Origin of the sequence: Streptomyces sp. NPDC005805, from assembly GCF_040630445.1 — a bacterium.
Taxonomy (GTDB): domain Bacteria; phylum Actinomycetota; class Actinomycetes; order Streptomycetales; family Streptomycetaceae; genus Streptomyces.
In genome coordinates this window covers 115,311-137,061 of sequence record NZ_JBEXXN010000003.1, presented here as the reverse complement: position 1 = coordinate 137,061, position 21,751 = coordinate 115,311, and the positions used below count along the sequence as shown (strand labels likewise).

Annotated in this window: 16 protein-coding genes; 9 read left to right on the top strand and 7 right to left on the bottom strand. The window is 74.0% G+C overall.

All coding sequences use genetic code 11. From position 1 onward, the window contains the following. Positions 1–29: 29 nt before the first annotated feature. Positions 30–632: a response regulator transcription factor gene (locus ABZ457_RS03210; RefSeq protein WP_359153293.1), complete on the bottom strand. Its 603-nt coding sequence runs from the start codon at positions 630–632 to the stop codon at positions 30–32. Continuing rightward, positions 629–1,873: a histidine kinase gene (locus tag ABZ457_RS03205; RefSeq protein ID WP_359153290.1), complete on the bottom strand. Its 1,245-nt coding sequence runs from the start codon at positions 1,871–1,873 to the stop codon at positions 629–631. The genes ABZ457_RS03210 and ABZ457_RS03205 overlap by 4 nt, the downstream gene beginning before the upstream one ends. A gap of 196 nt (positions 1,874–2,069) precedes the next feature. Here ABZ457_RS03205 and ABZ457_RS03200 point away from each other — a divergent pair, with 196 nt between their 5' ends. From ABZ457_RS03200 to ABZ457_RS03175, 6 genes are all read left to right on the top strand, one after another. Continuing rightward, positions 2,070–3,005, top strand: coding sequence for an ABC transporter ATP-binding protein (locus ABZ457_RS03200; RefSeq protein ID WP_359153288.1), 936 nt, complete (start codon positions 2,070–2,072; stop codon positions 3,003–3,005). Positions 3,006–3,088: 83 nt separating this feature from the next. Then, positions 3,089–3,808 (top strand): ABC transporter permease, encoded by a 720-nt coding sequence (locus tag ABZ457_RS03195; RefSeq protein ID WP_359153286.1) that lies wholly within the window; start codon positions 3,089–3,091, stop codon positions 3,806–3,808. A 223-nt stretch (positions 3,809–4,031) separates the two neighbouring features. Next, entirely contained in the window at positions 4,032–5,477 is a 1,446-nt protein-coding gene (locus ABZ457_RS03190; RefSeq protein WP_359153284.1) for an FG-GAP and VCBS repeat-containing protein, read from the top strand. 106 nt (positions 5,478–5,583) lie between these two features. Next, complete coding sequence (locus tag ABZ457_RS03185) at positions 5,584–6,351, top strand: hypothetical protein (RefSeq protein WP_359153282.1); 768 nt, start codon at positions 5,584–5,586, stop codon at positions 6,349–6,351. 93 nt (positions 6,352–6,444) lie between these two features. Then, positions 6,445–6,891 (top strand): PPOX class F420-dependent oxidoreductase, encoded by a 447-nt coding sequence (locus ABZ457_RS03180; protein WP_359153280.1) that lies wholly within the window; start codon positions 6,445–6,447, stop codon positions 6,889–6,891. Between the two features lie 155 nt (positions 6,892–7,046). Then, complete coding sequence (locus tag ABZ457_RS03175) at positions 7,047–9,107, top strand: FAD/NAD(P)-binding protein (protein WP_359153278.1); 2,061 nt, start codon at positions 7,047–7,049, stop codon at positions 9,105–9,107. Positions 9,108–9,128: 21 nt separating this feature from the next. Here ABZ457_RS03175 and ABZ457_RS03170 read toward each other — a convergent pair whose 3' ends face one another. The 3 genes from ABZ457_RS03170 to ABZ457_RS03160 form a co-directional block, all read right to left on the bottom strand. Further along, positions 9,129–10,094, bottom strand: a complete 966-nt coding sequence (locus ABZ457_RS03170; RefSeq protein ID WP_359153276.1) for an adhesin — start codon at positions 10,092–10,094, stop codon at positions 9,129–9,131. A gap of 150 nt (positions 10,095–10,244) precedes the next feature. After that, positions 10,245–11,942, bottom strand: coding sequence for an MFS transporter (locus tag ABZ457_RS03165; RefSeq protein WP_359153468.1), 1,698 nt, complete (start codon positions 11,940–11,942; stop codon positions 10,245–10,247). 292 nt (positions 11,943–12,234) lie between these two features. After that, the gene (locus ABZ457_RS03160; RefSeq protein WP_359153274.1) at positions 12,235–14,634 is read right to left on the bottom strand and encodes a D-alanyl-D-alanine carboxypeptidase; all 2,400 of its coding nucleotides are present in this window, start codon (positions 14,632–14,634) and stop codon (positions 12,235–12,237) included. A 254-nt stretch (positions 14,635–14,888) separates the two neighbouring features. Between ABZ457_RS03160 and ABZ457_RS03155 the strand changes: the two genes are divergently transcribed. The 3 genes from ABZ457_RS03155 to ABZ457_RS03145 all read left to right on the top strand — a co-directional run bounded on the left by ABZ457_RS03155 (position 14,889) and on the right by ABZ457_RS03145 (position 17,182). Then, positions 14,889–15,620: a GPP34 family phosphoprotein gene (locus ABZ457_RS03155; protein ID WP_359153272.1), complete on the top strand. Its 732-nt coding sequence runs from the start codon at positions 14,889–14,891 to the stop codon at positions 15,618–15,620. Positions 15,621–15,900: 280 nt separating this feature from the next. Continuing rightward, positions 15,901–16,782 (top strand): helix-turn-helix transcriptional regulator, encoded by an 882-nt coding sequence (locus ABZ457_RS03150; protein ID WP_359153270.1) that lies wholly within the window; start codon positions 15,901–15,903, stop codon positions 16,780–16,782. A gap of 190 nt (positions 16,783–16,972) precedes the next feature. After that, a complete protein-coding gene (locus ABZ457_RS03145) occupies positions 16,973–17,182 on the top strand; it encodes a DUF397 domain-containing protein (protein WP_359153268.1) in 210 nt (69 codons plus the stop codon). A gap of 231 nt (positions 17,183–17,413) precedes the next feature. Here the strand turns inward: ABZ457_RS03145 and ABZ457_RS03140 are convergent, their stop codons facing one another. Further along, positions 17,414–18,544, bottom strand: a complete 1,131-nt coding sequence (locus ABZ457_RS03140) for an ADP-ribosylglycohydrolase family protein (RefSeq protein ID WP_359153266.1) — start codon at positions 18,542–18,544, stop codon at positions 17,414–17,416. Between the two features lie 388 nt (positions 18,545–18,932). Next, positions 18,933–21,731, bottom strand: coding sequence for a tetratricopeptide repeat protein (locus ABZ457_RS03135; protein WP_359153264.1), 2,799 nt, complete (start codon positions 21,729–21,731; stop codon positions 18,933–18,935). Positions 21,732–21,751: the final 20 nt, after the last annotated feature.

Genomic DNA, 21,751 nt, shown 5'->3' with positions numbered 1-21,751 from the left:
CCTTCGCGCCGGAGGGGCAGGGGTGGGGGTCAGAGCCAGTCGTGTTCGCGGGCGTAGCGCGCCGCCTCGTGGCGGGTGCGGGTCTGGGTCTTCTGCATCGCGTTGGAGAGGTAGTTGCGCACCGTGCCCTCCGCGAGGTGGAGGCGGGCGGCGATGTCGGCGACCGAGTAGCCGTCGCCGGTCACCCGGAGCACGTCGATCTCCCGGTCCGTGAGCGGGTTGTCGTCGATGACGGCGAGGGCGGAGACGTCCGGGTCGATCCAGCGCCGGCCCTCGTGCAGGGTGGTGATGACCGAGGTGATGTGCGCCGGTTCCGCGGACTTGCTGACGAAGCCCTGGACGCCGAGCTTCAGGGCCCTGCGCAGCACCCCCGGCCGGGCGTGGCGGGTCAGCATGAGGATCACCTGCTCCGGGCGCTCGCGGCGGATCTGCGCGACGGCGCCGAGGCCGTCCACGCCGGGCATCTCCAGGTCGATGACGAGCACGTCGGGCCGGTGCCGCAGGGTCTCCCGGACGGCGGACTCCCCGTCCTCCGCCTCGGCGACCACGGTGATCTCGCCCTCCAGCGGGAGGAGCGCGGCCAGTGCCTTGCGGAGCAGTACCTCGTCGTCGGCGAGCACCACCGTGGTCATCGGTCGTCGTCCTTCCGCTTCGGGGTCGCGGGGGTGGGCCGGCCGTCGGTCACCGGGGCGGAGCCGCCCGGGGCGGGCCGGGCCGGGAACACCGCGGCCGTCGTGAAGCGCCCGTCCCGCCGCTCCACCACCAGCTCGCCCCCGTCGTCCGCGACGCGCCGCCGCAGCGCGGCGAGCCCCCTCAGCTCGGGCGGCGGGCCCTTGGGCGCGGCGCCGTTGTTGACGACGGTGATGCCCGAGCCGGAGAGGGTGACGCGCACCCAGGTGGCGTCCGCGTGCCGCAGGATGTTGGTCGTCGTCTCGCGGAGCACCTGGCCGAGGAGCGCGCTGGTGCGGGCGTCGGTCGCGGTGTCGGGAGCCGGCGACGGATCGGCGGCGCCGGTGTCGGAAGCGAGACGGTCGACGCGGACGCGGATACCGGCCGCCTCGAAGAGGTTCTTGGCGTTCTCCAGCTCCGCCGACAGGTTCAGCCGGCGCTGCGCGTACGCGAGTTCCTTGGTCTGCGTGATGGTGTCGCTGACCAGGGCGTGGATCTCGCGCAGCTCCTGCTCCACGCGCGCCGTGTCGCTGTGCACCAGCTTCTGGGCCAGTGCGATCTTCAGCTTGACCACATGCAGGGTGTGGCCCTGGATGTCGTGCAGATCGCTCGCGAAGCGCACCCGCTCCCGGATGACGGCCAGCTCCGCCTCGCGTTCCCGTGACTCCTCCAGCTCCTCCACCACCTCGTAGAACCTCCGGTTGGGGAACATCAGGCCGGTCACCACACCGGTGACGCCGGTGGGCACGATGACGAAGGCGACCACGTCGTCGAGGACGTTCCCCTGCGTCACCAGCAGTCGCGCCGCGCCCACCACGGCGACGAAGGCGACCAGCGCCACGGCCGCCGCGACGCGGTGGTGGCGCAGCCGGGACACCACATGCGGGCCGGTGATCGAGAGGCCGTAGAACGCCGACTGGCAGTCCGCGGTCACCCCGTACACCCACACGGCCGCCGTGACGACCAGGCAGGGCACGGCGACGCGGAACAGGGCGCCCGAGGCCCAGCAGACGAAGGTCAGCAGGCCCGCCGCCAGGCCCGTGCCGAGGACGAGGGCCTGCACCCAGTTCCGGGCGTCGGTCGCCACCAGGAGCACCCCCGCGGCGGTGATCACCGGGAGGATCATGACGAGGTTGAGGTTGCGCAGCCGCCCCCGGGCCGCCGGGGCGGACGCCACCGGGCCACGCGGTGGTGCGGTGTCCATGCCGGCTCCCGGGGTTGGAGAGGTCGGTCGATACAGCGGCGGTCGCCAGGGGATTCGGATTCCGGTTACCAGTATTCGTCCGGGTCCGGGCCCCCACCAGTGACACCACGTCATGGCCGTACCCGCCGATGTGTCATCGCGAAGGGGTGACACGGCCGCACTGCCGCACGGGCGCGCCGGTTGGTGTCATCGAGGCATGACTTCCGCAACCACCCTCGCACCCGTCATCGACGTCCGGGACCTCAACCTCTCCTACGGGGACTTCCACGCCGTGAAGGACCTGTCCTTCCAGGTGGAAGCGGGTGAGCTGTACGCGCTGCTGGGCACCAACGGGGCCGGGAAGACCTCGACCCTGGAGATCATCGAAGGCCACCGCACCCCCACCTCCGGAACCGTACGTGTATTCGGACGCAGCCCGCGGGACCGGGCCGCCGTGCGCCCCCGGATGGGGATCATGCTCCAGGAGAGCGGCTTCTCCCCCGACCTGACCGTGCGGGAGTCCGTCCGGCTGATCGGCAAGCTCACCCGGCGGGCGGACGAGGTCGGGCGGGTGCTCGGCGTCGTCGGGCTCACGCACAAGGCCGGCACCAAGGTCTCCCAGCTCTCCGGCGGCGAGAAGCGGCGGCTCGACTTCGCCACCGCCGTCTGGGGCGGGCCGGAGCTGGTCTTCCTGGACGAGCCGACCACCGGCCTGGACATCCAGTCCCGGGACGCCCTCTGGGACGCCGTGGACCGGCTGCGCGAGGACGGGTCCACGGTGGTGCTCACCACGCACTACCTGGAGGAGGCCCAGCAGCGCGCCGACCGCATCGGCCTCATGCACCAGGGCTCCTTCCACACCGAGGGGACCGTCTCCGAGCTGACGCGGGCCCTGCCGGCCGCGATCCGGTTCGCCCTGCCGGCCGGGGCGCCGGCCCTGCCCCTCCCGCTGCCGGCCGAGCACCAGAGCGACGGCCGGCTGCTGGTGAAGGCCACCGGGCTCCAGAAGGACCTGTTCACCCTGCTCGGCTGGACGGAACACCACGGGCTGGAGTTGCAGGACCTGGAGGCCGGGCCGACCCGGCTGGACGACGTCTTCCGCGCCATCGGAAGCGGCGGCGGCAGCGGTGGCGGTCGCGGCAGCGGCCGGTAGGACGCCGACCCCGAGTACCGACCCCGCTCGCCCAGCCCCGCCCAGCCCCGAGAACCCGAGAACCCGAGAAAAGGACCTCCCCCATGCTCTCCATCGCGCTCAGCGAGCTGATCCAGATCTTCCGGAACCGCCTGGTCCTGGTCACCAGCTTCATCATGCCCACCGCCGTCAGCGCCTACTTCATCCGCCAGCACGAAGCCTTCGCCGAGCTGGGCAGCCTGGGCTACATCGCCGCCGTCGTGGTGTTCACCGTGTCCGCCTTCGGGCTGTACGCGACCACGGTGACCACCCTGGCCTCGCGCCGGCAGAACCTGTTCCTCAAGCGGCTGCGCTCCACCGCGGCCGGTGACGCCGGCATCCTGGCCGGACTGCTCCTGCCCGCCACCGTGATCGCGCTGGTCCAGGCGACCGTGATCCTCGCCGTGCTGGGGTCCGTGACCGGTGAGCCCGCCAACGCCGCGCTGCTGGTCGCGGCGGTCCTCTCGACGGTGGTCATGATGCTCGGCCTGGGCCTGGCGACGGCCGGGCTGACGAACTCGCCCGAGCACGCCCAGGTGACCACCCTGCCGATCATCCTCGGCACCATCGGGGTCGCGAGCTGGGTGGGGATCTCCGGCACCGAGGAGCTGGCCCTGCTCAAGCGCCTGCTGCCCGGCGGCTCGGCCACCGAGCTGGTCGTGGACGCGTGGAACGGCGGCGTCCCCGTCGCCGACTCCCTGCTCCTGCTGGCGCCCACGCTCGGCTGGGTCGTCGTCTCCCTCGCGCTGGCCGCCCGGCTCTTCCGGTGGGAACCGCGCCGGTGACGCTGCCGGACGCGAAACCCCGCGCGCAGCACTCGTGACGCAGAACGCCCCGCCCTCCGTACAACCCTCGGGGCGCACCGGTGGTCACCACTGCACCGGACGGCACATGTGTGCGGGGGCCGACGTCCTGTTCGGCGCGGACCCGCGGCGCGGTGCTCGGTCCGGCACACCGGATCGGACGGCCGTCACGGCGTCCCGCGTGCCGTAGGAGAAGAAGACACGCATGCAGCAGTACCTCCGCACCACCCTCGCGACCGCCACCGCCGCCGCCCTCGCCGGCGGGCTGCTGCTCGCCGCCGGCGGCCCGGCCGCCGCCGCGCCGGCCGGGACACCCGGTGACTTCAACGGCGACGGCTACCGCGACCTGGCCATCGGCGCGCCCCTCGGGAAGGCCGGCGGCAAGGCGAAGGCCGGCTATGTGGCCGTCGTGTACGGCACCAAGAACGGGCTCGACAAGTCCAAGCGGACGATCATCAGCCAGGCCACGCCGGGGATTCCCGGGGTGCCGGAGTCGGGCGACTACTTCGGCGACCGGCTCACCACCGGTGACCTCGACGGCGACGGCCACACCGACCTGGTGGTGGGCGTGCACGGCGAGCGGATCGGGAAGACGGACTCCTTCGGCGTCCTCACCGTGGTCTGGGGCGGCCCCGGCGGGCTGAAGTCCGGCACCGACATCTCCTCGCCGCTGCCCACGTACCGCAACGAGCTGGGCTGGAGCCTCGCCGCCGGGGACTTCGACGGCGACGGGCGCACCGACCTGGCCGCCGCCAACATCGCCATGCCCGAGCTGAACGTCTTCAAGGGGCCGGTCTCCCGCACCGGCAAGGCCGCGGGGCTCACCGGCATCGACACCTCCGCGCAGACCGGCATCAACGCCGACAAGCTCGTCGCGGGGAACGTCAACGGCGACAAGGCCACCGACCTGCTGGTCATGGGCCAGCAGGAGAGCGGCAACGGGTACACGACCCGCAGCGTCCTCTACAAGGGCGGCGCGACCGGGCTGAAGGCGGCGGGCAAGCTCGCGGGCGGCTACGAGGCGGTCATCGCGGACGTCGACAAGGACGGCTACGGGGACGTCGTGACCGGCAACTTCATGGAGAAGTCCGCCGGGGAACCCCACGGCGGCCCCGGGGGCGCGATCACGGTGACCTACGGCAGCGCCGCCGGGCTCTCCGGCCGTACGCCGGTCCGCCTCACCCAGGACACCGCCGGGATCCCCGGCACCGCCCGGAAGGGTGACAGCTTCGGCTGGAGCCTGGCCGCGGGCGACACCGACCGGGACGGCTACGCGGACATCGCGATCGGCGCGCCGGGCGAGGACGTCGGCGGCCGGACGGACGCGGGCGCGGTCACCGTGCTGCGCGGCTCGGCCAAGGGGCTGACCGGCACCGGCGCCAAGACCTTCACCCAGGACACGGCGGGAGTGCCCGGCGCCGCCGAGGCCCGCGACCGCTTCGGCGCCTCCGTGGAACTGACGGACGCCAACAAGGACGGCCGCGCCGAACTCGTCGCCGGGGCCTACGCCGAGAACGACGGCGCGGGCTCGGTCTGGCTCTTCAGGTCGGGCACGGGCGGGGTCACCGCGACCGGCTCGACGACCTTCGGCGCCGCGTCGGTCGGCGGCCCGGCGGGCCTGGCCTACTTCGGCGACGTCCTGGCCGGGTAGCGCCCGGCGGGACGCCACCGCCACCGCGACCGGGCCCCCGGACCACCCGGGCCGGGCCGGCGAAAGACACACCACCCTCACCACCACCGAAGGACTCCCAGGCCCCATGCGCGCACCCTCCAGAGGCGCCCTGCTCGTCGGCGCTCTCGCTCTCTGCGGCTCCACCCTCGGCGCCGTCGCGCCCGCCCACGCGGCGGAGACCCCCGTCGTCATCAAGAAGGTGTCCGTGAACGGCGGCAAGGCCGTCGTCTTCGGCACTTCCCGGACCGAGTCGTTCACCATCGCGGTGACCGCCTCCGACGACTCGGGCATCAGCACCAAGCACGCGTTCCTCCAGATCGACCGCGAACTGGGCGACGACTACTGGTCCTTCCACGGCACCCCCACCTGCAAGGCCGACAACGCCACCACCTCCACCTGCAAGCTCACGGTGAAGCTGCAACGCGACATCGACCTGCCCCGCAACACCCTCGCCGGGCCGTGGAACGTGTATGTGCAGCTCTCCTCGAAGGACGGGGACTACTACGGCGGCGACCACTCCAAGCACCTCGTGCAGCGCCGCTCCACCCTCACCGTCGACGCCTCGCCCGAGCCCGTCGTCAAGAACCGGACCATCACGGTCACGGGCAAGCTCGCCCGCGCCAACTGGGACCGCTACGTCTACGCGGGCTACACCCAGCAGCCCGTGCAGCTCCAGTTCCGCCCCAAGGACAGCACCACCTACACGACCGTCAAGACGGTGAAGAGCGACGGGACGGGCAAGCTGCGCACGACCGTCAAGGCGGTCCGGGACGGGTACTGGCGCTGGAACTTCGCCGGTACCGCCACCACTCCGGCGGTCAAGACGGCGGGCGACTTCGTCGACGTGCGCTGACCGGCGGAGCGGGTGCGTCGGTTGACCTTCACACCGGTGTAAAGGGCGACAATCCCCGGGAAGCCGACGGCCACTCCCGGGAGCACCGATCACATGACGCAGTCGCCCGCCCAGCACGCCCCGTTCGACCCCCGAGCCCTGCTCGCCGAGAGCAGGCTCGGGGTGCTCGCCACCGTCAAGTCGGACGGGCGGCCCCAGCTCTCCCCCGTGATGCCGTTCTACGACCGCGAGGCCGAGCTGCTGTATGTGTCGATGACCGAGGGCCGGGCCAAGACCGTGAACCTGCGCCGCGATCCGCGGGCCGCTCTGGAGGTCACCGGTCCGGACGGCCGGACCTGGGCCACCGCCGAGGGCGACGCGACCCTCACCGGCCCGGGGACCGACCCGCACGGGCCCGAGGTGGAGGCGCTGGTGGACTACTACCGCAAGGCCGCCGGGGAGCACCCGGACTGGGACGAGTACCGGTCGGTGATGGTCTCCGACCGCCGGGTCCTGATGGTCATGGCGGTCACCCACGTGTACGGCGCCGACATCCGCTGACCCGGCCCAGAAGGCGCGTTCCGCCGGGCCGGAGATGTCCCGATGAGTCCGTACAGCCGGGCGGAAGACGCGCAGAAACGATCCCAACGGGGCATTCACGGGCGGTAATCGGCGTCCCCGTGAGGCGTCCGGAAGTGCCCACTAGGGTGACGCGGATGAATCGACTCCCCGACCACGACCGCCTGCGGATATGCGTCGTCGGCGCCGGTCCCCGGGGGCTCTCCGTCCTGGAGCGGCTCTGCGCCAACGCCCGGGTCCTGGCGCCCCGGCGGCCCGTCGAGATCCATCTGGTCGACCCCTGCCGGCCCGGGGCCGGGCGGGTGTGGCGGACGGACCAGTCGCGGCGGCTCCTGATGAACACGGTGGCCTCGCAGATCACCCTTTTCACCGACGAGAGCGTCCACGTCGACGGCCCGGTGGAGCCGGGGCCGAGCCTGTACGGGTGGGCCCGGCGGCTCGCGGACGGCGAGGCGCCCGGGAACGGCGAGGCGGAGTACGCCGGGCCGGCGGAGTACGAGGAGGCCACCGTCCGGGAGGCCCGCGCTTTGGGCCCCGACGCCTATCCGACCCGGGCCCTGTACGGGCACTACCTGGAGTGGGTCTTCGGGCGCGTGGTGCGCGGCGCGCCCGCCGGGATCACGGTGCGGACGCACACCGGCCGGGCCGTCGCCGTCGACGACACCGACGGCACGCCGTGGCAGGAGGTCCGGCTGGCGGACGGCACCCGCCTCGGACGCCTGGACGCGGTGGTGCTGACGCAGGGTCATGTGCCCGCCCGGATGTCCGCCCCCGAGCGGGAACTGGCCGACCTCGCCGTCGACCACGGGCTCGCCTATGTGCCCCCGGCCAACCCCGCCGACCTCGATCTGGACCGGCTCGCCCCGCCAGGCGAGCCGGTCCTGCTGCGTGGTCTCGGGCTCAACTTCTTCGACCACATGGCCCTGTTGACCGAGGGGCGCGGCGGAACGTTCGTGCGCACCGCCCACGGACTCGTGTACCGGGCCTCGGGGCGGGAGCCGCTGCTCTGCGCCGGGTCCCGGCGCGGGGTGCCGTACCACGCGCGCGGCGAGAACGAGAAGGGCGCGCACGGCCGCCGGCTGCCGAGGCTGCTCACCCCCGACCGGGTCGCCCGGCTGCGCGCCGCCGGGCCGCTGGACTTCCGCCGCGAGCTGTGGCCGCTGATCGCGAAGGAGGTGGAGGGCGTCTACTACGAGGCGCTGCTCGCCCGCCGGGTCAGCGCGGGCGAGGTCGAGGAGTTCGCGGTCCGCTGGCCCGGGGCCGCGCCCGGTGTCGAGGAGGACCGGCTGCTCACGGCCGCGGGCGTCCGGGCCGCCGAACGCTGGGACTGGGAGCGCCTCCACCGCCCGTACGGGACACGGCGGTTCACCGGTCACGCCGACTTCACCCGCTGGCTGCTGGACCATCTGCGCGCGGATGTGCGCGAGGCCCGCCGGGGCAATGTCTCCGGTCCGCTCAAGGCCGCGCTGGACGTCCTGCGGGACCTGCGCAACGAGATACGCCTCGCGGTGGACCACGGCGGTCTGGACGGGCGCTCCCACCGGGACGACCTGGACCGCTGGTACACCCCGCTGAACGCCTTCCTCTCCATCGGGCCGCCCGCCCTGCGGATCGAGCAGATGACGGCACTGATCGAGGCGGGCGTGCTGCGCGTCGCGGGCCCGGGCACCCGGGTCGTCGCGGGCCCGGACGGCTTCGCGCTGGAGTCGGCGGTGCCGGGTGTGCGCCTGACGGGCCGGCTGCTCGTCGAGGCGCGGCTGCCCGAGCCGGATGTGCGCCGCACGGCGGACCCGCTGCTGCGCCATCTCCTGGCGACCGGCCAGGGCCGCCCGTTCCGGATTCCCGCCCGAAACCCCGAGGCGTCCGGGAACCCCGGCCCGGCCGGGAGCCCCGAGCCCTCCGCGAGCTACGAGACGGCCAGCTACGAGACCGGGGGCCTGGAGGTCACCGGGCGGCCGTACCACGTGGTGGACGCGGCGGGCCGGGCGCACCCGAGGCGGTTCGCCCACGGGGTGCCCACCGAGTCCGTGCACTGGGTGACCGCGGCCGGGATACGCCCCGGAGTGGACTCGGTGACCCTCGGCGACTCGGACGCGGTCGCCCGCGCGGTCCTGCTGCCCGCCGCGGCCCCGGCCGGCTCCGCGAGCACCGTGGTGGCACCGGGCCGTGCGACCGGGCTGGCGGAGGTGACGGCCTGACGCGCCGCCCCCGGGCCGGTGTCAGGCCCCGCACTCCGCCCGCATCTGCGCCGCCGCGTGGTGCGCCCCCGATCTGCCCCGCCCCCAGTCCACACCCCGGTCGACGAGCCGGACGGTGAGCCGCCGGTCGTGCACCGGGACCTTCTCGATCACGACGCCCTGCCCCCGCAGCGCGGTCTGGTCGACCTCGAAGGTGCGCACCGCGCTGTCCGGGTCGTCCGGGTCCGCCAGGACCAGATACGTGGTCGGGTCGCCGGCCGCGTCGCGTTCCCGCCCGCGCGCCGGTTCCGGGACGACGACGGCGACCGTGCAGGTCCGGTAGCCGCTGCCGACGAACCAGGACCAGGTCGCCGAACCACCGCTGTCCTCGCTCCGCGAGCCGGACATGGGGACCGCGCTGAAGCGGCCGTCGCAGCCGTCGCCCCGGTGCCCGCCCGTGTGGACGGTGTACCAGCCGTCGTCGCCGTCCGTGTAGCGCCCCTCCTCCTCGTAGCGCCCGCCGCCGGTGCAGCCGGGCCCGGCCCACGCCTCGTACGAGGGGCCGTCCGGCCGGTGCGACGGCGACGGGGAGGCGGCGGGGGGCTTGGGCCGGGGGCGCGGCAGGGACGGGGAGACGGAGGGCGAGGGGTCGGGGGCCGCGGTCCGGTCGTCCGGGGAGGGGGTGTTCCGCTGCGGGAGCCCGCCGAGCCCCGGGCCCGCGCCGGTGGGTACGGCCGCGCCGACCGGCGGGCCGTCCTCGTCGCCCGGTCCGCAGCCCGTCAGGGCAGGGCCCAGGGCGAGCAGCGCCAGGGCCACCGCCCCGGTGCGCAGCCCCCGTCCGGTCCCGTCGCGGTCGTTCCGTCCGTGCAGCTCGTGCCGTTCGTACTGCTCATCCTGCTCGTGCTGTTCGTACTGCTCATCCTGCTCGTGCTGTTCGTACTGCTCATCCTGCTCGTGCTGTTCGTGCTGTTCGTGCTGTTCGTACTGCTCGTTCCGCTCGTACGCCATGTCGCACCGGACCCCGTTGGCCGACTGATCGGTATGCCGTGAAGGCGGCTCCACTATGCACGAGCCCGCGAGGGCGCATAAGTGTTAACGACGGTAAGAATCACGGCGGTTCGGGCCACCGGGCACACGAGGTGCGGGGCGGGCGGCCGGTCAGCGCAGTTCTTCGGGGCAGGGTGTCCCGCGCGGGAGCTGATAGGGGGCGGCAAGGCGGTAGACGCCCGCGCGGGGGGCGAGCAGCTCGGTCCACTCGTCGCCCTCGACGTCCTCCTCGGCCTTCAGCAGACAGCCGTGCGGGTTGGTGAACTCCTTCGGCCCGTCGTCCTCGCGGAGCCTGGACGCCTCCGTCTCCTGCGGGCCCTCGACGCTCTCGCCGTCCTCGTCCACCAGGCTGAGCCACGGCGAGTACGGGACCCGGATCAGAACCCGCCCGGGGGACGTCACCTGGATCGTCACCTCGCCCGCACCGGCGTGCCGCACGGTCGCGGGCCGGTCGGCGAGGGGCACCGGGGACTGGACGGCGAAGACCTGCCAGTTCCGGTCGCCCCACACCCGGGTCAGATAGGGCAGTCCGCCGCCGACGAGTTCGGCCTCCTGCACGGCGCTGTTGTCCGGGCGGCCCTCGGGGAGGACCACGTAGTGCACGGCCCAGCGGTCCAGCCAGGCGCGGTAGCCGTCGGCGGTGAGGACGTTCTCCTTGTCGTAGAAGAGCGGGTTGCGCTCCATGTCGGCCTGCCGGTTCCAACCGCGCGCCAGGTTGACATACCGGGCGAGGGCCGAGGACTCGCGGTGGCTGCTCGCCGGGACGACCTCGACCCGGCCGCGTTCCGCGCCGAGCCGCTGGAGCCGGTCCACCAGCGGGGCGAGTTCGCGGTTCCAGGACGCGGTGGGGGCGGTGCGCACGATGTCGTCGACGCCCTTGAAGCCGATCCAGGCGTTCAGCCCGGCGAACGCGACCACCAGGGCGTACCAGCGGCGGGAGCGCGGCGCGGTCCACGGCAGGGCGGCGAGCAGCACCACCCCGGCGAAGAGCATCGGCAGCCGGGAGACGTTGGACCCGATCTGGGAGTCGATCAGCCAGGTCAGCAGGGTGCCGAGGGAGTAGACGGCCGCCGCGACCCGCACCGTGCGCCACTCGCGCGGCACCAGCAGGAAGGTCAGGACGCCGAAGAGGAACGGCAGCGAGGTCGAGCCCAGGGACATCGGCTGGGTCCCCGAGAACGGGAAGAGCCAGGAGGAGAGCGCGACCACGACCACCGGCGGGATGCCGATGACGTACGCGCCCGGGCGCCGTCCGCACAGGAACAGGGCGGCGGCGACGACCCCCAGGAAGAGCCCGGCGACCGGGCTGGCCGCCGTCGCGAGACCGGCGAAGGGAGCGGCGACGGCCGCCTTCACCCAGCGGTTGCGCCGCCACCGGTGCGGCCAGCAGAACACCGCGCCCACGGCGGCGAGGGCGAACATCATCCCGAGCCCGAAGGTGACCCGCCCGGACAGCGCGTTGCACAGGAACGCGAAGACCCCGGCGAACCCGCAGGCCACCGGGTTGCGCACCTCCCGCAGCCGCACCAGGATCAGCGCGGTCAGCGCGGAGGACACCGTGCCCGCGACGATCATCGTGGTGCGCACCCCGAGGACCGACATCAGATACGGCGAGACCACGCTGTACGAGACGGGGTGCATCCCCCCGTACCAGGCGAGGTTGTACGCGGAGTCCGGGTGGCGGCCGACGAACTCGGCCCAGGCGTCCTGGGCGGCGATGTCGCCGCCGCTGTTCGCGAAGAAGAAGAACCAGAGGAGATGGACGGCGGCGGCCGCGGCGGTGACGACGGTGACGGGGTGCCGCAGCAGCTCCGCGCGCCGGCTCCGGGGCGCGCCGGGTTCCGGGCTCGGGCCCGGGTTCTGGTGCGGCTCCGGGACCGGTTCCGTGGCGGGGGCGGGGATGGGGGCCGGGTGCGCCCCGGGGTCGTACGCGCGGGTGGGCTCGGCGGTGGTCACTGCGGCTCTCCCCGTCCTGTCCCTGTCTGCCTCACCCCTGAGGACGCGCCCCGGACGCCCCCGGGTTGCCCCTGCCGGCCCTGCCTCTCCGGACGCCGGACGCTAGCACGCGGGCGCCCCGGTGGACCGGGGCGCCCGGGCGTCGCTATCCGATCCGGGTCAGCTTGTCGGAGAACCCGGGTTCGGTCTTGTCCGTCTGGAGGGCGACCGGGACGCTGATCGTGCCCGCCCCCGATCCGGCGGTCAGGCTGCCGACGACGGTGCCCGCCTTCGCGTTGTGCGGGATCACCTTGCCGCCGTCCGTGATGTCGGACTTCACGGTCATCCCGGACCAGCCGACGACGGTCATGTCCCTGGTCGCCACGACCGGCGTCCGGCCGCCGACACCGTCGTCCACGTACCCGACGACATCACCCTTGGAGACGACCTTCTTCGCCTCCAGCAGCTCGCGGGTCTCCGTCAGGACCGCCTGGCTGGCGTCGTTGGCGGTCTTGAGGATCGGGACCTTGTGCTGGCCGAGGACGGCACCGACGATCGTCTGCGTCGAGCCGCCGACGTCCTTGTAGGAGGCGAAGAGGAGGTTGCCGCCGGCCTTGGTGGTGGAGCCGGTCTTGATGCCGATGGCGCCCATCTTGTAAGGCAGGTGGTTGTAGTTCGGGTGGACCTTGCCCGAGGGGTCGGTCCACTGCGCCTGCCGGGTGATGTCGACCATGGCCTTGTTCTTCACCAGGGCCATGCCCAGCTTCACCTGGTCGGCGGCGGTGGAGACGGTCGTCGCGTCGAGCCCGGACGGGTCGGTGTACGTCGTGTTCGTCATCCCCAGCTCCTTGGCGGTGTCGTTCATCTTCTTGACGAACGCCTCCTCGGAGCCCGCGTCCCAGCGGGCGAGCAGTCGCGCGATGTTGTTCGCGGACGGAATCATCACGGCGCTGAGGGCGTCGCGCTGGGAGATCTTCTGGCCCTCCTTGACGGTGTTGAGGGTCGACTCGCTGTTGGTCGTGTCGTAGCCGCCCTCCTTCTCGGCGAGGGCGTCGATCGTGATGGAGGCCCCGTCCTCGCCCCGCTTGTAGGGGTGGTCGCGCATGATGATGTACGCCGTCATCGTCTTGGTGACGCTGGCGATCGGGACCGGCTTCTCCTCGCCGAACTGCCCGACCGTGCCGAGACCGGACACCACGATCTGACCCTGACCCTCGCCGGGCCACGGCAGCGAGGGACGCTCGCCGTCGAAGGCGTACTCGGCGTCGGCGGTGAGCGCGAGCTCCGGCTCGGGGAGCGGGCGGAAGGACTGTGCGACCGCGAAGACGATCAGCAGGAGCAGGACCAGCGGGGTCCAGATCTTGACCCGGCGCACCAGGGTGCGGGTCGGCGTCTCGGGCGGCGGAGGCGTGTTGGTCAGCTCCGCGAGCAGGTCCAGCGGGGGCAGCGGCGGCATCGGCTGCTGCCGGGTGCGCTCGGCCTCCGCGAGGGAGGCGGGGGGCGCACCGGCGGACGCGTCCGCCTCGGCGCGGGCCTCGCCGGGGGCGGCGGGCTCGGCGCGGGTCGCGTTGGCCGGGGCGGGGGCGGAGGTCTCGGCCCGGGACGCGCCGGCCGGGGCGGGGGCGGGCTCGTCGCGGTGCAGCGGCACGAAGGTGCTCGCGGGGCGGGCGGGCTCGGCGTCCGCGTCGGCTCCGGCGGCCGGCTTCTCGGCGTCGGCCGCCGGCTTCTCGGGGTCGGTGGCGGGCTTGGGGAGCTTCAGCGCGGTGGTGGGCTGATCGACCACCGGGCGCTTCGGCATCGCGAACATGGCGGTGGGCTGGTCGACGGGCTTCCCGTCGTCGGCCCCGGGCTCCGCGCCGGCGCTCGTGGAGGGTTCCGCGTCCGCCTTGGCGGCCGCCGGGGCGTCGTCGGCCTCGGGCTCGGTGTCGCCGGAGGCCGCCGGGGCCTCGTCGGCGGCGGGCTCGGGCTCCGTGTCGTCCGCGTCGGCTTTGGCGGCGGGCTCCGGCTCGGCGTCGCCGGACGCCGGGTCCGCACCCGTGTCCGTGTCCGGGTCGGCGGTCTCCGCCTCCGCGGCGGCGGAAGCATTCTGCTTCGGCGCCTCCGGGGTGTCCTCGTCCTCGTCCGAGGTCGCGACCCACGCCGCCACCGCGTCGCGCAGCCGCGCGTCGCTCCCCGCGGCGGGCGCCCCGGCAGCGGCGGCGTCGTCCGACCCGGCCCGGCCACCGTCCCCACCGTCGCGGGCGTCACCGTCCGCGTCGCCCACGTCACCCGACGGTGACGCGTCCGCATCCGCGTCCGCGTCGGTATCCGCGTCGGACGGCTCGCGCTGCGGAAGACGGAAGACCGCCGTGCGCTGGTCCGTCGCCACGGGGGACGACGACCGCTCCGCCTCCGTCTCCGGTTCCGTCGAGGAGGAGGCCGCATCCGCGTCCGCCGGGGACCCCGGGGCCCCCTCGCGGAGCACCGCGAGACGCGGGTCGCGCCCGGTCTCCGTCTCCCCCGACGACTCCCGCTGCTCCGACCTGTCGGGGGACTCGCCCGCCACCGTGCCTCCTCCATGAGTCATGTGCCACGCACCCTGCGTATATGCCACCGGTATGTCACTGGCGCATGATGCGTGTCGTACAGGTATCACTACGAGCGCTCACCGCCGAGCGCTCGCCGTGTCCGAACCATCTACCAGTGTCCTGTGTGAGCGCTTGGCTCCCGTGCTAGACGAGAACGACATACCTATCGGTTCCCTAACAAAGCACCCGGGCCCCCTCGACAGACCAATGTGAGAGGGGTCACCCTGTCATTCATCCACGCGGGGAGGCATGGATGGGCAGGAGCCGCAGAACACTTCCGGAAGAGCTTCTGCTGCTCGCTCTGGACCCGACCACGGGTACCACAGCGCAGCCGCAGTCGCTCGACCTCGGTCTGGCAGGAGCTCAGCTAGTGGAGCTGGCCCTGGCAGGACGGATAGCCCCTGACGGGGATCGTATCGCCGTGGTGATGCCACGGCCGACCGGAGATCCGACTCTGGACTCCGCGCTGGAGCTGCTGCGCAGACGCGGCAGCCCGGTCCGCGCGGTCCACTGGATCGGCGGGCCCCGGCTGGGGCTGCGCCAGATCTATCTCTCGCATCTGGAACGGTGCGGCATGGTCCATGCCGTCGAGGGCCAGATGTGCGGGGTGCTGCCGACGACTCGCTACCAGGCGACGGACACGGCCATCAGCCGGGACATCAGGGCCCGGCTCGACAGTGCGATCCGCACCGGTGTACCGCCGGACCCGCGGACCGCGGCGCTCGCCGCCCTGGCCCACGCGGTCGGTCTCGGCAAGCACCTGTACCCGGGCAACGAAGGCCGTTCCTCGCGGTCCCGTCTGCGGGACCTCATCCGGCACGACCCCATGGGCGGCCTCGTGGCGCACGCCGTGATGGACGTCCAGAACGGCGTCGCGGCCCAGCCGCGGCGCAACGCACCGGCGGCGGGCGGCGGCGCGAGCCGGCCGGGCCCCGTGCCGATGCAGCCGCGCCGCACGGGCATGGCACGCGTCGCCGCGCACTGAGCGGCGAGCACTGAGCAGCGCGCACCGAGCACCGAGCGACACACGCATACGAGCACGAGCACGCACCACGAGGACCGCACCACCACCGCCGCACCGACGTCCCCAGACCCGGTTCGGGAGCCGCAGGAACGCGCGGGACAGCGTCTGACGCTGTCCCGCGCGTTCGCGTGTGTGGCCATTTCCCCACGCGGATACGACCATTGGTGGCAATCTGCTGAGCAATAGACACGCAGCGCAACGCTGAACGAGGCAGAACAACGCAGCCGGAGGTGCAGTTTCCGTGGCGTCCAACGTCAACCCCACCGTCAGGAGACGCCGATTGGGCCAGGAGCTGCGCCGGCTCCGGGAGATGAAGGGCATGACCGCGGAGGAGGTCGCGGAGCGCCTGCTCGTCTCCCAGTCCAAGATCAGCCGCCTGGAGAACGGCCGCCGCTCCATCAGCCAGCGCGACGTCCGCGATCTGTGCGGAGTGTACGAGGTCGAGGACCACCGGATCGTCGACTCCCTGATGCAGATGGCCAAGGACTCGCGCCAGCAGGGCTGGTGGCACGCCTTCGGCGACATCCCGTACAGCGTCTACATCGGCCTGGAGACGGACGCGGCCAGTCTGCGCGTCTACGAACCGCAGGTCGTGCCGGGCCTGCTGCAGACCCGTTCGTACGCGGAGGCGCTGATCGCGGGCGCGCTGCCGGAGAGCGGCCAGGCGGACGTGGAGAAGCGGGTCAGCGTACGGCTGCGCCGCCAGGAGCGGGTCAAGGACGCCGAGCATCCGCTGCGCCTGTGGGCGGTCGTGGACGAGGCGGCGCTGCGGCGGCGGGTGGGCGACCGGCATCTGATGCGGGAGCAGTTGGAGCACCTGGTGGGGCTGTCGCACCAGCCGCATGTCACCGTGCAGGTGCTCCCCTTCGAGATGGGCGCGCACCCGGGCATCAACGGCCAGTACGCCATCCTGGAGTTCCCGGACGCCTCGGACTCCAGCGTGGTCTACATCGAGGGCGTGACCAGCGACCTGTACCTGGAGAAGGCGAACGACGTGCAGAAGTACAGCGTGATGTACGAGCACCTGCGCGCCCAGGCGCTGAACGTGGACCAGACCCGGCAGTTCATCGCGAAGATCGCGAAGCAGTACGCCCAGGAGTCGCCCGACGAGTTCGCGGAGTAGCGCGGGAGGGGGAGCGGTACGGAGCGGGCGGGAAAATACACCATACGTCGGGCGTGACGGAAGGTTCTGCCGGTGCACATCATCCGGTCGAGTGAATGCTTCCCTCACGCCCGGGGCCCGGCGAGTAGCGTCGATCACGCCAGCAAGAACGTTGGCGCACATCACCCCCACTTGCCGAAGCGGAGCAATCATGGCAATCACCCAGGGCGCCACGGAGACCTGGACCAAGTCCTCCTACTCCACGGGCAACGGCGCCTGCGTCGAAGTCAAGTCCCCTGCCGTACAGGCGATCTCGGTGCGTGACTCCAAGGTCGTCGCCGGCCCGGTCCTCACCTTCCGCCCCGACTCGTGGAACGCGTTCGTGGCCGACGTGGCCCACGCTCCGGCCGACCTCGCCTGAGCCCGCGCAGCGAAATCCGGCCACAGGCCCGGAGCGCGGGAACGCCCGCCGCGGAGCCCACTCGACTGGATCGCCGTCCCGGCCGAGCGGGCCCGAACCGGCCACCACCGGGGCCGCACGGACACCCCGTCCGTGCGGCCCTTCGTCGTACCCGGCCCGGGACGCCGTGGGCGTCACGGTCTCCCGCACTGCCCGGTCCGGTTCGTCAGGACCCCGGCCCGGTCCGGTTCATCAGGACCCCAGTTCGGTGAGCCCCCGCGGGTAGCGCGCCAGCCACCCCGGCGCGGAGGCGGTCGGGCTGTGCAGGGCCGGGCCCTGGGTCATCTCCATCGCGAAGTCGTCCGCGATCTCCAGCAGTGTCCCCCGGCCCTCCAGCTCGCTCAGCCACGCGGGCGGCAGCGCCGTCTCCCCGTGCAGCGCGCCGAGCAGCCCCCCGCAGACCGCGCCCGTCGCGTCCGAGGCCCCGTCGTGGTTGACCGCGAGCCGCAGCCCGTGCCGGACGTCCTCCCCCACCAGGGCGCAGTACACGGCCGCGCCGAGGACCTCCTCGGCGAAGCCGCTCCCGGCGAGCGCGGTGACCCGCCCGGCGGCCGGGATGCCCTGGCGGACCGCGCCCAGGGCCTCCTTGAGCGCGTCCGTCACCGGCTGGTGGCCGGGCCGGGCCGCGAGCTGGGCCAGGGCCCGCTGCACGGCGCCGTCCAGCGTCCCGCCCCGGGCCAGGCCGTGCACGATCACGGCGAACGCGCCCGCCGACAGATACGCCGTCGGGTGCCCGTGGGTCTGCGCGGCGCACTCGACGGCGAGCTGGCAGACGAGTTCCGGCTCCCAGCCGACCAGCAGCCCGAAGGGCGCGGAGCGGACCACCGCGCCCGCGTCCCGGGCGGTCGGGTTCTTCGGGGTCTGGACCGTGCCCATCACCTCGTCGGCCAGCCCGGTCAGGCACTCCCGGGAGGGGGAGCGGCGGCTGTACAGCCACTCCTCGCGGGCGAGCCAGCCGATGTCCTTGCGGCGCTCGTCCGGCCCCCAGTACCGCTGGGTGGCGGCCCAGCGCAGATACGCGCGGTGCAGATCGGTCGGCGGGTGCCAGGCGCCCGTGTCCCGGCGGACCTGGGCGCGGATCAGCCCGTCGACGGTGAACAGGGTCATCTGGGTGGCGGCGGTGACGGTGCCCCGGCGGCCGGCGACGGGAACCAGGTCGACCAGTCCCTCGGGGCCGTGCGCCTCCCGCAGTTCCTCCAGGGTCCGGCCCTCGGCGCCGGCCCCGAGGGCGTCGCCGATCGCACCGCCGAGGAGGGCGCCGCGTACCCGGGCACGGAAGTCCTGCTGCTCGGCCCGGCCCCACACGGTCGCGGCTGCGCCCACCGTGTCCCTCCCCGACGTCGAACGAACACTGCCCCGGCGCAGCACGCACACACTGCCCGGCCCAGCACTGTAATCGAACGACCCCGCCCCGCCCGGCGCGCCGGGAGCCCACCGGCCGGAACGCCTGCGCGAGCCGGGCCCGGGCGGGCGGCAGCCCCCGCACCGGGCGCTCCCGGCCCGACGGCCCCGGGGACGCTCAGCCACCGGAACCCGGCCGCACCGGCGGGGCAGGCCCACGTGTCTGCCGAAGGCCACCGCAGGCCCCCGCCTGCCGGTGGCCTGCCGGGCGGGTCGGGGCGGCTCCCCGCAGGACCTCGCCCGGCCCGGGCCCTCGCCCTGGCCAGATGACCCCGGCCGAGTTCCCGGCCGCCGGGCCCGGCACGCCGCGTCAGTAGCCGGAGGAGCCGCCCAGGCCGCCCCCGTACCGCCGGTGGACGTCCTCGGGGGTGCCGGGGCCGACCGGGGTGCCGTGGGCCGGGCTCGGGCGGCCCGGGGTGCCCGGGGGGCGGGCCAGGGCCGACAGGTCGGCCAGGGCCTGCTGGGTGCGCCCCAGGGCGAAGTTGGCGCCCGCCCGGGACCAGAGGGCGGGGCGGTGGCCCGGAGCGAGCCGCAGGGCCCGGTCGAGGTCGGCCAGGGCCTCCTCGTGGCGGCCCGCCAGCGCGTGCGCCACGGCGCTCTCGGTCAGTTCCCCCGCCTGCCGGCCGCCCGCGGTGGACTCCGCCCGGTCCCGGTCGGCGCGGGCGCCCGCCGCGTCGCCGTGGCGTTCCCGGATCTCGGCCCGGCGGAGCAGCGCCCAGGAGTAGTCCGGCTCAAGGACGACGGCCCGGTCCAGGTCGGCGAGGGCCTCCTCGTGGCGGCCCGCGGCGTCCAGCGCCATGGCCCGGCTGCCGAGCGCCCAGGCGTAGCCCGGATCCAGCTCCAGCGCCCGGGTGTACTGCTCCACGGCCTCCTCGAACCGCCCGGCGAAGCGGTGCACATCGCCGCGCTCCCCCGCGATCCAGGGGTTGCCGGGTGCCAGCTCGCCCGCCCGGGCCAGATCGGCGAGCGCGCTCTCGGCATCGCCCCGCTGACCGTGCGCGCGGGCCCGCCGCAGCAGCGCCCACACATAGCCCGGATTCAGCTCGATCGCGCGGTCCAGGTCGGCGAGGGCCTCCTCGTGGCGGCCCAGGCGCAGCAGTGTGTGGCCCCGCCCGGCGAACGGCCAGTGGTGGTCGAGCCCGGCCCCGATCGCCCGGTCCAGGTCGGCGAGGGCCTGTTCGTACCGTCCGGCGAGCCGGTGCACCTCCCCGCGCTCGGCGAGCGTCCAGGCGAAGCCGGGGTCCAGCGCCACCGCCCGGTCGAGATCGGCGAGGGCCTCCGGGAGGCGGCCGACCCGGCGCAGGGTGCGGCCGCGGCCGTGCAGGGCGGGCGGGTGGTCGGGGAGGAGGCCGAGGGCGCGCCGGGAGTCGGCGAGGGAGGCGTCGAACTCGCCCGCGTTGTGCAGGTCGCGGGCCCGGACCACCAGGGCGTCCGCCCGGCCCGCCGGGTCCAGGCCCGCCCGCCGGATCAGCAGGTCCAGCAGGTCGATCCCGAGCCGGGACTCGTCCCCGAGGGCGGCGAGGCAGTCGCGGCCCCAGTCGCGCAGCGGGCCGCTGTCGGTGTCCTCCCCGGCCTGGGCCAGCATCCGCGCCCAGGCACGGGCCGCCGCGGTGCCCTCCCGGCAGGCGTCCACCCCGTCCCGCAGGGCGGCGGGCAGCGCGGCGCGCGGGTGGGCGCAGAGCCGGTGGTAGCCCTCCTCCAGCCGCAGTTCGCGCCAGTTCGCGGCGGACCACAGCCGGGCCGGGTCCACGCCCCGGGCGGCGCCGGCCGCCCAGCCGGCGAAGGCGTCGGCCAGGCGCTCATGGCGGGCGATCCAGCGCTGCGGGGCGCCGGCCCGGCGCAGCCGCAGCATCGGGGCGCGGACCACGTCGTGGTAGACGGTGAGCCCGGCGCGCTCCTCCACGAAGGGCATGGTGCGCAGCCAGGCGAACAGGGCCTCGGCGTCGCTCTCCACGGCCGCGCCAAAAACGTCCTCGTTGAGCCGGCGCGGCAGGGCCCCGTCGAGGGCGGCGGCCCGGTGGGCGGGGTCCCGCTCCCCGTTGAGGAAGCGTTCCACCGCGTTCGCGCTGGGGTCGCCGACCACCCCGGCCGCGGTGGCCCGGTCGGCGGCGAGGGTGGTGAGCAGGACGGGCAGCCGGCCGGAGAGGCGCAGCACCTCGCGGACCACGCCCTCGTCCACCACGCCGCGGGCGGTGAGCAGCCGCCGGGCCTCGTCGTCGGTGAAGGGCGCCAGCGGCAGTTCGGCGACCAGATCGATGCCGTCGGCCCAGCGGACCCGGTCCAGGGGCCGCTGGCCCGCGGTGGTGACGACCAGCCCGGCGGGCGCCTCGCCGTAGCGGCCGACGGCGAACAGGGCGGCGAGCCAGGGGTCCAGGAGGGCACCGGTCCGCTCGTAGGTGTCGAAGAAGAGGGCGAGGTGGGCCCGGGGGCCGAGGTCGGCCGCGGCCTCCTCCAGTTCGGCGAGGAAGACCGGGGAGAGCCGGGGCAGCGGGTCCATGACGAGGTGGACGTCGTCCTGGCGGAAGCGGGCGGCGAGCCGGGCGCGCAGCCGCTCGGTGCCCTCGGCGAGCTGCGCCGGGTCCACGAAGCCGGTGACGGCGGAGGCTCCGGGCAGCAGGGCGACGGCGGCGAGTCCGGCGCGGGCGGCGGCGAGCTGCCCGGGCGAGGCCCCCGGCGCGCCGCGATCGGGGCCCGCCCCGGGGCCGGCGGACGGAAAAGCCCGGTCGGGGTCCTCCACCAGGGAGGACGCCTCGTGACGGCGCTGCCGGTACGTCGCCATCAGTTTGTCGAACTCCTTGAGGCGGTACCCCTGCCGGGCCGCCTCCGCGCTGATCGCCGCCATCGCCTCGGGGACGCTGTTCACGGAGTCGTCCACGTACGCGGTGAGGGCACCGGCCTCGGCGGCGGCCGCCTTCAGCCGGTGCACCAGGGAGGTCTTGCCGACGCCGGAGCTGCCGTGCACATGGAAGACGAAGCGCCGGTCCGGGTGCTCGACGGGCAGCCGGATGTTCTCCCGGTACAGGTCCAGTTCGGCGGTGCGGCCGATGAACTGCGCGCCGCGCCGCTCCTCCAGCACCTGGCGCAGCGATTTCCTGGACCCGGACCCCATCCGCCCTCCCCCGTACGTTT